The 12,514-nt window shown below is 44.5% G+C and carries 10 protein-coding genes; 7 read left to right on the top strand and 3 right to left on the bottom strand.

What is annotated here, in order from left to right:
- Positions 1–8: 8 nt before the first annotated feature.
- From KEM09_RS08310 to KEM09_RS08300, 3 genes are all read left to right on the top strand, one after another.
- The gene (locus KEM09_RS08310; RefSeq protein ID WP_212227528.1) at positions 9–1,799 is read left to right on the top strand and encodes a GDSL-type esterase/lipase family protein; all 1,791 of its coding nucleotides are present in this window, start codon (positions 9–11) and stop codon (positions 1,797–1,799) included.
- Positions 1,800–2,112: 313 nt separating this feature from the next.
- Positions 2,113–2,994, top strand: coding sequence for an extracellular catalytic domain type 1 short-chain-length polyhydroxyalkanoate depolymerase (locus KEM09_RS08305; protein ID WP_212227527.1), 882 nt, complete (start codon positions 2,113–2,115; stop codon positions 2,992–2,994).
- 363 nt (positions 2,995–3,357) lie between these two features.
- Positions 3,358–4,653 (top strand): amidohydrolase, encoded by a 1,296-nt coding sequence (locus tag KEM09_RS08300; RefSeq protein ID WP_212227525.1) that lies wholly within the window; start codon positions 3,358–3,360, stop codon positions 4,651–4,653.
- A gap of 57 nt (positions 4,654–4,710) precedes the next feature.
- Here KEM09_RS08300 and KEM09_RS08295 read toward each other — a convergent pair whose 3' ends face one another.
- Entirely contained in the window at positions 4,711–5,052 is a 342-nt protein-coding gene (locus tag KEM09_RS08295; protein WP_212227523.1) for a cupin domain-containing protein, read from the bottom strand.
- 264 nt (positions 5,053–5,316) lie between these two features.
- Complete coding sequence (locus KEM09_RS08290) at positions 5,317–5,937, bottom strand: T9SS type A sorting domain-containing protein (RefSeq protein ID WP_212227521.1); 621 nt, start codon at positions 5,935–5,937, stop codon at positions 5,317–5,319.
- Positions 5,938–6,020: 83 nt separating this feature from the next.
- Between KEM09_RS08290 and KEM09_RS08285 the strand changes: the two genes are divergently transcribed.
- The gene (locus KEM09_RS08285) at positions 6,021–6,194 is read left to right on the top strand and encodes a hypothetical protein (protein ID WP_212227519.1); all 174 of its coding nucleotides are present in this window, start codon (positions 6,021–6,023) and stop codon (positions 6,192–6,194) included.
- Positions 6,195–6,430: 236 nt separating this feature from the next.
- Here the strand turns inward: KEM09_RS08285 and KEM09_RS08280 are convergent, their stop codons facing one another.
- Positions 6,431–7,693 (bottom strand): ATP-dependent 6-phosphofructokinase, encoded by a 1,263-nt coding sequence (locus KEM09_RS08280; protein ID WP_212227517.1) that lies wholly within the window; start codon positions 7,691–7,693, stop codon positions 6,431–6,433.
- A 453-nt stretch (positions 7,694–8,146) separates the two neighbouring features.
- Here KEM09_RS08280 and KEM09_RS08275 point away from each other — a divergent pair, with 453 nt between their 5' ends.
- From KEM09_RS08275 to KEM09_RS08265, 3 genes are all read left to right on the top strand, one after another.
- The gene (locus KEM09_RS08275; protein WP_212227516.1) at positions 8,147–9,328 is read left to right on the top strand and encodes an OmpA family protein; all 1,182 of its coding nucleotides are present in this window, start codon (positions 8,147–8,149) and stop codon (positions 9,326–9,328) included.
- Positions 9,329–9,425: 97 nt separating this feature from the next.
- The gene (locus KEM09_RS08270) at positions 9,426–11,606 is read left to right on the top strand and encodes a hypothetical protein (protein ID WP_212227514.1); all 2,181 of its coding nucleotides are present in this window, start codon (positions 9,426–9,428) and stop codon (positions 11,604–11,606) included.
- A 69-nt stretch (positions 11,607–11,675) separates the two neighbouring features.
- Positions 11,676–12,137 (top strand): hypothetical protein, encoded by a 462-nt coding sequence (locus KEM09_RS08265; RefSeq protein ID WP_212227513.1) that lies wholly within the window; start codon positions 11,676–11,678, stop codon positions 12,135–12,137.
- Positions 12,138–12,514 lie beyond the last annotated feature (377 nt).

Below are 12,514 nucleotides of genomic sequence, written 5' to 3'. Positions count from 1 at the left end.
ACACTATTATGAAAAAAATCCAGATACTGATTTGTTTGCTCTTAGGCTTCATGCCCTTATTGGCGCAAACAACAAATATTTCACCTGATAACCCGCTTATTCAGTATGCAGGGCGAATGGACTTCTCCAAACCAGGTGCTCCCACCTTTAGTATTCCCAGCAGTTCCATTCTTGTTAAATTTAATGGCACTGCCCTTTCAGCCCGTTTTACCTCATCAGGCACCAGCTATTTGTATGTGATAATTGATGGTCAGGCGGATCCGTTTAATCGCCAGATTATTGAATTAAGTGGGCGTAATGTCAGCTATTTAATTGCTGAGAACCTTTCAGCAGGCGAGCATACGGTGCAGCTGGTTAAACTCAATGAATACGACACCCAGATTACCTTTTGGGGCTTGGAAATAGCAGATGGCAATTTGCTTGAACCTCCCGCCAGGGCACCTTTAAAAATTGAATTTTATGGTGATTCCAATCCTTCAGGCTGGTCGGCCTGGGATGTGCGTGATGAAGGACATGCTAACCTTTCAGGCAGTTACTTCACCTATCCGGGCCTTACGGCACGTATGCTTAATGCTGAGTACTCCAACTTCTCGGCCGGTGGGCACGGAGTTACCGATTTAACCCGAAAGCTTGATATGAAAGATTTATATAACCGCATCCACATTGCCGGAGGTGCTAAAGCCTCCAATATATGGGATTTCCAGAATAATTACTGGCAATTCACGCCCGATGTGGTGGTCATTAACCTGGGAGCCAACGATTATTATGCCGGTGCGTCCAAAGAGCTCATGATGAGTTCCTGGAATCAGTTTGTGTCTGCACTCAGAACCCATTACCCTGATGCGCATATTGTGATGGCTAACTCCTATGGCTGGGCTTTCAATGAACCGGCCGACTATGTTGATGAGTTTGTTCAGTCGCGTATGGCTGGAGGCGACACCAACATCTCATTTGTCAAATTCCCATGGCTATGGAGCGATTACCATGCCGTTATTAATGAGCATGCCGGCTTTGCCGATATTCTGGCTACACACATTGCCGATGTCTTAGATTTACCCCCTCCAACATTAAGTACCCTATCCTCATTTGGCCAGAATAGTGATGTTGGCAATGGCAGCTTCGAGAGCAGTGTGGTTGCGGGCTATGCCGATGGCTGGCGTCCATTCGCCTCCTGGTCATATCCCGAACTGATTACAGATGCTGCCGGGGCATATGATGGGGAGAGGTACCTGGGTTGTACCAATCCATCCGGTGTCATGCATGCCAACGATGCCCAGCCAGGTGATGTTTTTGAGATAAAAGTGTGGATGAAAGCAACAGCAGGTAGTGTTGGCCGTTTAAAATATGAATTCAGAGGCCAGGGCCAAAACATCATCTCCCTCGACCAGGTTGATGTAACAGCAGCTGGTAGCTGGGAACAAATAAGTATAACCACTCATCCGGCACCCTCAGACACCTGGCAAATAAATGTGATTCTGGAAGGGGTAGATGGCACCATTTACTTTGATAAGGCCGAGATGCAAAAAGTGGCAAATACAACTATGCTGAAGGTGAGTACTTCTATTAGTAATAGCCTATCAAAAGAAGAAACATACAGCATATACCCCAATCCTGCCACATCGGTGTTAACCATTCAAACACCAGGAACTACGGCACCACAGTACAGCATTTATAATACCAATGGGTTAAAATGTCAAAGTGGATTTGGCAATAAGGTGAATATCGAAAAGCTGGCGAAAGGCTTATACTTCATAATAATTAAAGGTGCAAGCCATCCAATAAAATTCGTCAAACAATAGTTCGCTTGAATTTTGGTTAACCGGCACCCAATTGGGTGTCGGTTTTAACCTGCATGGCTCTTTCATCAATTAGCTATGCGAATCAATAGTTGAACCCACTCCGGGGTTCTGTTTGTAATACATTAATATACCATGGGTTGCACCCATGGTTATTAAGATTAAATCCCTTCAGGATAAAAAAATATCCGTAGGACATTAACAATAATAGCCCCGTTCGAAGCGCGGGGTTATAAATAGGGTGAGAAAACAACCCTGTTATGGGTTGAAGGTTTATATTAAGCAAATTTTAACGATTGATTCACATTAGCTATTAATGCCTATGAAACTCCTGCAATTACTGCTTCTTCCATTATTTTTTTCTGGGTGTAAACAATCCACAAAACCAGTTTATGACACCTTTTCGCATCAGGGCCAACTAAGAAGTTTCATCTACTACCAACCCACTGATTTGCATGAAGACAGCCCTTTACTGGTCGTGCTGCATGGATTTACAAGCAGTGCTGAAAAGATTATGCATTACACACATTTCAATCAACTTGCTGACCAGAGCGGTTTTGCTGTGCTGTATCCACAAGGCACAACAGATAATGATTCCAATACTTTCTGGAATGTTGGATATACGTTTCACGCAGATATTAACACCGATGATGTCGATTTCATTGTTCAACTCACTATGCTTATCCAAAAGCGTTATAAACTCTCTCCAGAGAACACCTTTCTGACTGGCATGTCTAACGGGGGCGAAATGTGCTACAAAATGGCTTGTGAAAAACCCACCATGTTTAAAGCTGTGGCACCTGTTGCCGGCATGATGCTGGATACTTTCTTTGAACAGGCACAAAACCATCAAGTACCGCTATTTGCTACCTTTGGCACAGCAGATGACGTTACCCGCTTTGAGGGCGATACAAGTAATGTTGACGGATGGGGTACATACAGAAGTATTGATGCCACTATTAACTATTGGCAAACAACCAATAAGTGCTCTGTGGTTGAGACAGACACGCTTCCCAACCTCTCTGCTGATGACGGCAGTTGTATTGTTCGCAGGCATTATTATCAGCCGGCTCATTCAAACGATGTGCTTTATTACAAGGTCATCAATGGTGGACATGACTGGCCTGGAGCTTGGGGTAATAAAGATGTGAATATAAGTGTTGAGATATGGAATTATTTTTCCAGTAAAATGCTTTAAAGAAATGCTAAATGAATTCTTTTTTTTACCTTTGATTATAGTCAAATAATATTAGTGAGACCCTAACGAGACCCATTGTTTTTGACAATCACAAGATGCTGTTATTAAGCGTATTAAAAAGATATTATGAGTCCTGTTCTGGGCACAAAAGCTCCCGGTTGATTATTCAGCCGGGAGCTTTTTTATCGTTAGCCCGTATTGTCAGTGCATTGGTTAATGCTATTTTTTCCTGTACAATCGCCCACAGCAAACAGCAGTGCAACAACAGGTACCTATTCCCTCGAACATAAGTAGCCACAAATAATCCCCCACGCAAAAGAGCTTCCTTTGTTTTCTCTTTATCTTTGCACAAAATAATTGAATATGATGAGTAGCCTTTCCTCGTATTTTCAGGATTTACAAGAAGAGATGATTCAGTGGCGCCGCCTGGTTCATAAACACCCTGAGCCCGCCTGGTGTGAGTTTGGAACCGCTACATTTATTGCTCAATCGCTGAAGAAATGGGGCTTCGAAATACACATGGGCAAAGATTTGATTTGTGAAGAACGCATGAACCTGCCAGCTCAGGATAGTCTGGATAGCTTCTATAAGCAAGCCTCGGAAAGGCCAGACCTGGACAAGGAATTGCTGGCAAAAACCAAGGGAGGTTACACAGCTGTTGCGGGAGTACTGGAGTATGGTGATGGACCTGTAAAAGTATTTCGTGTGGATATGGATGCGCTCCCCATTACCGAAAGTCAGTTAAATGAACATCGCCCTTATATAAACAAATTTGCATCTGCTCATGAGGGCTTTATGCATGCCTGCGGGCACGATGCCCATACAGCCATAGGCCTGGGATTGGCCAAATACATCTCGGAACACAAGGAGCAGATCCAGGGAAAAATCATTATCCTGTTTCAACCTGCCGAGGAAGGTTTGGGTGGCATGGCTGCTGTGGTGAAACACCCCCTTTTCAGCAAAGTGGATGAAGCATATGGATTTCATGTGTGGGCCAACAGAGACCCCCAGGATTTTATTTGCGGAACGTATGGCCAGCTGGCCAGTAAAAAGTTCGATGTGAAAATAACCGGCAAAGCCTCTCACGCAGCATTGGCTCCTGAAAAAGGCATTAACGCCATCCTCCCCGCTGCTGAGATTATATTAAGATTAGAACAGCTAAAAGCCGAATTCCCCTCGCACATACGTTTGAATATTGGCCAGATGCAGGCAGGCACGGCACGTAATATTATCTGCCCTGAAGCCATTTTAAAGATAGAAACCAGGGCTGGTGATACAATTACCCGTGATAAACTATACGATGCGGCCATCAGAACCATCGAAAAAATTACCAGGAAGTATGATTGCAGTTGCAAGGTGAGCCTGGTTGGTGAGGCTGAAAGTGCCGCCAGTTCAACAGAGTTGGTTAAAAAGGTGAAACAAACCGTGACATCCGCAAGCTTATTTGCCAATTGCATAGAAGAAGAATTGCACAACACCTATAGTGAAGATTTCTGCACCCTGATGAACCACGTTCAACAATCGGGCGGGCAAGCAGTTTTTATGGGCGTAGGCGCCTCGAACAATGCAGGCACTCACCACCAGCCTCACTTCGATATTAGCGAAGAAGTGATGTGGAAGACGGCTCGTATTTTGGCAGCAGTGAGTATTCTTACATAGAAGAAACGACTATGTCTCAAACCCGCCAATACTTTGCAGACGAGCAAAGAACAACAGCTACTCTCGAATAACGCTAAAAACACGTTTAATATCATCTGTTTTTGCCAGCGTTAATCTGATGATACTGTCTTCAGTGGCTTTCAGGTCATGAGGCACTTTTGCATCCAGTGTTAAAAGATCTCCTTTCTTAACATGGTGAACAACTCCCCTGACTCCAAAATCAACTGCCCCCTCAAATATTTCAACTACAATGGCACCCGGCGCCGTGTGTTCTTTCATTATCTGTCCGGCTTTAAGCAGAATGCGAATTTCCTTACTAAATGGTGTTTCGAGTAATTTCTGAATATTTGGCTTGTCTTCTTTATATTCAATGGTATCGGTTAAGGATGCTGTTTTCATCACCAACTGTTTTATGTGTGTTTATACACCAAACAAACAGACAAGCCATAAATTGGTTGAGATACAATAAACCATTGTGCCAATGACTTTGCTAAAAAGAAGAATAGACTATACTCTCTATATATAATGGGTTTTGTGAGACTTTTGCATACCGTTTTCATCAAATAATTCTGAACTTTTAAATGATTCACAGACCAACCTGAGTTCGAGGCATGATTTTGAAATCAGGTTATTAATGAGAACTACTTTCAAGATAGCTTCTCATCACTTTTTTAGTACCTTACCCGTATCATTGGATCCGTTTGTATTCTGTAATCTGTAGAAGTATAATGAAGGTGGCAAGTGCCCCATATTAATTGTAAGCTTATCATTACTCCCGATGGGTTGTGAAAATACCATTTGCCCGGTCAAATCAAAGATTTGGATGCTGGAATAGGTAGTAGCCCTATTATCATTGAATTCAATAAAGAGATATTCCCTCACCGGTGATGGATATATCTTTATACCATCTTTATCGTTATCACCAGTAATGGAAGTGGCTGTATTCACCGTTATGGTGCCCTGCATACTTCCTGGGTGCTGATCACATTGATAACTGTATTCACCTGCAATATCAAAAGTAAAACTATATTGCCAGGGTGCATTCTGCAAACTATTTCCAAACGAAGCAGGGTTATTAGAAAACGTAGCCGTTGTACCATTAACATTATGGGTACCAAGCGTATTATTCCAGGTAACAACATCGCCCTGGTCAATGGTCAGACTTGCAGGGGTAAAAGAGAAGTTAGTAACTGTAACATCCCAGTTTGTTTGAGCCCCGGCATTTACCAGGAATAACACTGTGATAATTGCCACTGCCCAAATTTTATTCGTAGTTGTTTTCATGGCTTTGCGTTTCTAATAATCTACTAAGACGCAAATATCCACCAGTATCATACTTTTGTCAATATGCCATTTTAATCAATAGCATGGGAAACAATTCAATCAGCGAATTATTGGGCGATGAATTCTTTAAGTCTGGGGGTATCGTGTGGCTTCAATTGACAGGTCAGAACAGGTGCTTCAAATCATTCAATGAAATGAAAGGCATTGCAGAGCCCAAAGCCTATCTTCCCTTTAAACGCTTTATTGTTAAATATTAAAATGCAACTTAGATATCTTTAGCCCTCGGTGCCGGGCAGGCACATCCTTTTTAAAAAGGATGCAAAATCTGATTGAAAGAGGTGAACTTAAAAAAGAAAGAAGTTCTCCCACCGCCAGCGCCAATTTGTATCTGATGCTGTTTAATTGACGTTCCACGGCGGGATATTAAATGGCACGAGTTACACACTCGCGCCAGCATACGATATCCATTAGCTTATTGGCTATTGCACGCAGCCTAATAAAAGCTTGCTGGCTGCCCGGTGGAGGCCAATACACCATGCCAAAGCATGCCGTCGGTTTCCATCACGCGCTTGCGGCTGGCCAGCAGTTCGCTTGGTACATGAATATATTTATCGTGCATCTTACCTATAATGAGGCCTGTTTTACCGGCCATGGCAGCATGCACCGCATTGCGTGCAAACAGGTCGCACAGCACCGAATCCACTGCATTGGCCCGTGTACTGCGTATCAGGTAACTGGGGTCCATATACCTCAAATGAACCGGTATATCTTCATCTTCAAAAAATGTCTTTATACGTGTGCTCAGGTATTGCCCAATATCATTGAGTATGATGTTACCAGAGGCATCTTTGAGTTGCGTGTTATTCTGGAGCAGCTCCTGCCCTGCTCCCTCCGCCACTACCACCAGTGCATGTCCCCTGTCCTGAATACGTTTTTTCAGGGCGGCTAAAAACCCGTTGGGTCCTTCCAGCTTAAAGGGCACCTCAGGCACCAATATAAAATTCACTTCCTGACTGGCCAGCGTGGCACCGGCAGCTATAAAACCCGCATTTCGCCCCATTAGCTTCACCAGCGATATGCCGTTATTGACACAGCGCGCTTCCACATGCGCCCTGTCCAGGGCTTTGGCAGCTTCCTCAATGGCCGTTAGGTAACCGAATGTTTGCGATACAAACGGAATATCGTTATCAATGGTTTTGGGCACACCCACCACCGCCAGCGGGTAGTTTTGTCGTTTGGCTTCTTTGTACAGTTCATAGCCGCCACGCTGCGTGCCATCGCCTCCTACCACAAACAGGATATTTATTTGTTTATCAATCAGGTTTTGAACGGCCACCGCTGTATCAACCGGGCCACGTGAAGTACCCAGGAAGGTACCGCCTTTTTTATGCACATCGTCCACCAATTCGGGGGTCAGCAGCAGGGGCTCCTTACCCAAATGCGGATCCAGGCCCCGGTAACCACCCTGAAAGCCATACACATGCGACACGCCATAGGCATGATGCAATTCGAGAAACAACGAGCGTATAACGTCATTGAGGCCAGGACTTAAGCCACCGCAGGTGACAATACCAGCCCGGGTGTTTTTGGCATCAAAGAACAATTTCTCGCGCGGTCCGGCCAGCTCAAACGCGATATTATCCGTCATCTTTTCATCGGGCCGCTGAATAATGCGCTCGGCCAAGCGCAGACTATCGCTAACAAAATACCTGAGTGGTGATGGATAAAGGGCTTCCCCCAAGGTGGTCACTTGCATATGTATCGATTTAATAATGTCGAAATTTAACTATAATACCATGAAAAAAATAACAGACGGATGACAAGTTTGGTTCTCAGCCAGCAGCACTGAAGAATACACAGCACCAATCGGGTTAAACAATGAATAGATACCCTGGTTGTAAACATGACTTTAAGTAATCTAAAACCAGCCCACCGGCAGCCAATGTCATTAAGTTAGTAGCATCCCTCACACTCACCCTTTGCTTCCCTAAAGGGCACAGCGCGCGGGGTAAGCCCCTTTAGGGGTTTGGGGTAGTATCTGGAGGTTGTATAGCGACACGAAAAACCCTTAACTTAATGACATTGCCCCGGCAGCTATCCTATTACCATAGGGTTCAGTACCGCTTACCCTTTACAAAGCAGCACTTCTGTTGTATATTGGGCTATTCCCGCCTCAATCGCTAATCATCAACTTATAAAATAAACTAATATGAAACGTATTATTTTTATTTTGAGCATCATACTTCTGATGGCCATCCCAGCTGAATCACAATCTCTGAAAAAAATGGGCAACAAACTAAAACAAACAACAAGCAAAGAGGCCGAACAACAAGTTAATAAAACAATAGATGATGCCTTTAATAAATCGGGTGACCAAGCACAGACGAATAATGACAAGGTAAATGAAACTGCATCCACGGCAACAGCAAACACAGGAGCAACGCAGGAGCTATGGACCAAATATGATTTTGTACCCGGCGACACGGTGATTTTCGAAGACCTGCTGGCAAACGAACAAAATGGGGAGTTTCCTTCTAAATGGGATTTAAAAACCGGCAATGTGGAAATAGCCGAACTGAACGGTGAGAGCGTCATCAACTTTCCGTCTACTAAAAACTCCGAGATAGTGCCGCTGATGAAGGAAAAAGGCGATTACCTGCCTGAGAAATTCACCATCGAGTTTGATGCCTACTTCACTGAGTTCTGTACAAAATTTGAAATTAAGCTATACGATGTGGTGAACCAACAAAAAAATCCGGACCTGCCACGCATCATCATCAGTCCCAAAGATATTTTCATTTACAATAAAGGGAAAACCACCTTTGATGAAAACAAAAACTACCCCTACTGGCAGCACATAGCCATCTCATTTAATATACGCTCACTAAAAATTTATTTTGGTGAAGAACGCATCACCAACATCCCCAACCTGGGAGGCAATCCATCCGGTTTTTCAATTTTGGCGTCTCAATGCCATGAAGGCAATGCCGCCCTGATCAAGAACATACGCATTGCCAAAGGCAGCATGAACCTGTACGACCGGGTGATGACCGATGGCAAATTCATCACCAACGGCATCCGCTTCGACGTGGGCAAAGCCACGCTCCGCCCCGAATCCATGGGTGTCATTAATCAGATCTATAAGTTGATGAGCGAGCACGCCGATCTGAGTTTCAGCGTTGAAGGCCATACGGACAGTGATGGCAATGAGGCAGCCAATCAGAAACTGTCGGAAGAACGGGCTGCGTCAGTTAAAAAGGCGCTTGTTGAAAAAGGCATTGCTGCCGACCGGCTTAGCACAAGCGGATTAGGCGAAAGCCAACCCATTGATACCAACAACACCCCTGAAGGTAAAGCCAACAACCGCAGAGTGGAATTTATAAAAATATAAAGCTATAGAGCGCAGATAAGGCCATCGCCAGGGTGATGGCCCTGACAACGCGAATCAGTATCCTGCAGGTGGTGGCCTGTTGACAAATCCTATTAATATGAACTTCCGGCATTGTATTAAACAGATAGGCTTAAGCTTTTTGGTATTATGCACCACTACATCTTATAAAATCTGTTACACAAACGATGGTGATGGCCAGCATACACCAAACAGTCCAACAAACTGGTTAAGCGTTAAAAGCTGGAATGCCGAATATGAAGAAACCTACCGCTCCAGTAAGCAATGGGCATCAACTCCTGAAGTGACCTACACCTTTGAGGTAAACACGACCATCAGCGGGCGCTATGTATTGAATGAATCGGTGGAGACAGATGGCTATTCTTTTGGCGAATGGTATGGCTATGGCAGCGGTTCCATGCACGAAGTTAAGGTTGTAAAAATGATTAGTGAAAGCTCCGATGGACGAATTGTTATTACGGAGACAACAGAAACCAAAGGCAGCGGGCAAATTGGCAATCCGGCACTTAATGAATATGGCGAATTCTGGGGAGGCTATTTATCCATTGATATCAGTACCAACTCCTATGGTGTAGGCTTTAATGGCCATCCTGCCAACAGCGAATCAAACCTTACACGCACAGTAGAGGGCTTACCAACAGATTACTCTGCCTTGTCGCAATTGCCTGCCGGACTGCGAGAGATATTTGTGCCACTTGGCGAAAAAGCGGAAGAATGGGCTACCTACAGCGGACCACTGGAAGAGGCCGAAAGTGTAATGCCCGTCACGGTGTTTGCTGCAAACCTGATGCCCGACTTTGATGAACCCAAAGACTACCCGCTCCCCCCAAACGGCACAACCCTGAGTGGGTTATACAGCGGGCCAAACCTGACAAAACGATGGAAGCTTTATCCATCGGGCATGAAAATGCCGGAAATATATGTGGAGATAATGGATAAAGACTGGCTGCCGGAAGATGATAATACGGTGGAAGTAAAATTATCATGGGACAATATCCAGCCATCTGAAATAGAATTTACCCTCTCCGATATATCGGCCGAACCAGGCACCTGCCTGAATAGTGCAGATGACAATACCGACCCGGACATGGACATAGTGGACGATAGGCAAGCAGTCGACTATACTATTGAGAAACGTGATAGGCAGATTATCGCTGTCAGTCAAACAGAATCCTCTGATCAAAAAGAAGCAATAATCGTTATCAGTTCGCTTGATTTTGGCGCTTATGCCACTATAAAAGCCCGGATAAAAGCAGGCGACAAATGGTATGATGCCAGGGTGAAGGAACAGAATGGCCGGGCATTGCACCTGCCCTATGATGAGAATGAAAATCACATAGCTGATAAATGGGAGAAGGACGTGGGGATATTTGACAGGAACTTATCTGCCAGCTGGGATTTTGATCCTTACCCCGAGCATCAAAAAAATAATGGTGACGGCTACAGCAATTATGAAGAGTACCGCGGCTTTTTTGAGCAAGGGCATTTGTTTAAAGATAGCAGGCACGAGCAGGTGAAGGGAAAGCATGTGCGAACCGACCCGATGCATAAAGATGTTTTCGTGTATGATCAGGACGGCCTGTTCAGGGAGCATTATGCCCCTTACAATCCGGCCAATTTAAACTGGCACTACATCGATAATACACTGATGAAGTACACCGGTAATGTGGAAGATGACCTGAACAGATGGGTCAATTACCGAACCAGTGACACCTACTCTAATCAGAAACAATATGCCATGTGGGTGCGCTACTGGCCGGTTGGAGGCAACACCCCCGTAAGTGCCGGCGAAAGCCCGATGAAAAGCAGCTGTGGCCCTGACTATCCCGGTGATACCCCATTGAAATGCATCTACATGGTAAAAATAACCCAGCAGGGTATTCTGAATGCCTTGAGTGGCATCACTAACCAGGCCCGCAAACAACGTCTTTTTTCTGAGCTGCTGACCTCAACCGTTATTCATGAAGTGGGACACGGATTGGGCATAAGACACCATTACAACAATACCGGAACCAACGAACCCGATGCTGATTACTGGGTGTTGGGCGTTAAGGATTGTGCCATACGCTATGAATCCGACACCGAGATACAGCACAATGATAAAATAAGCCTGCTGAAAACGCACTATTGCCGCAGGGGTGAAACATGGATAAGAGTCCGTGAGGAACAACACCCGGATGGTACCGCACCACAAGACATACCTTACGAAACACACCCGGCGCATAATTGCTACTGGTACATCAATATAAAAGGAGAGTAGTTATGCATTGAAACACAAACACCACAATAGCAGACCGAATGAATTTATAATAAACTTAATGATACCAATATGAAAAAGAACACTAACACCTACACTTACAAACGGCTCGTGAGCCTGTTCACCATCCTGTTTTCCCTGTTTTGCCTGAATGCCTTTGCTCAACTGCCTCCTGCCCTGGAAAAGGAATATGACGCCTTTAACGGTGAGATTCTGAAGGCTTTTCAGATTATGAATACCAAACCTGAAGCAACCGCCCTTAAAGAGGTAGCGGTGATAAAAGCCAGGCTGATAAAGCAATCAGCAACACTATTCCCTAAACTCAATGCCCTGCCCGAGCTAACGGAGGAGGAAGATGCCAGGTTTATGGAAAAAACAATGAGTAAACCCCTGTACCAGGACCTTATGAAGCTAATGGCCGATCCGGCTTTTATCAAAAAGGTATCGGGCAGCCCCGGGTTACTGGCTGAATACAACGAGCTGGACGCACTGCTTAACATGGGAGACGACGAGGAAGAGGAAGAAGTTTATTAAGCTAACAAACCTACCCTGTACAGAGAATAGCAGCACAGGGTAGGTTTGTAAGTAGCATTAGAAAGTCTGGACTAAAACGCCAGTACATTTACTAACTCTTATGAATAACAGCAGCAATACTCCTACCCTTGAATCTAACCACCAATCGCCCCTTTATTCAAACTCAAATACACTGACAGACAATAACCAACGAAACTTTTCATTCATCATAAAAATAAAATCATTCATCAAATACTAGAGATAGTTTAACAAACTATTCCACATCAAATGTTAACTAATTACTTAAGAAAGCTATTTTTATGACAAATGTTGCGAAGTAAACCGCCGGCTGGTCATCAACCTGGCAAGATTGGCGTCACGCTTTGGAAGAGGAGGCC

It is taken from the genome of Carboxylicivirga mesophila (assembly GCF_018271975.1).
In the GTDB taxonomy this organism is placed as follows: Bacteria; Bacteroidota; Bacteroidia; order Bacteroidales; family Marinilabiliaceae; genus Carboxylicivirga; species Carboxylicivirga mesophila.
The sequence above is the reverse complement of the archived record's forward strand: the minus strand, read 5'-3'. Positions and strand labels throughout refer to the sequence as shown.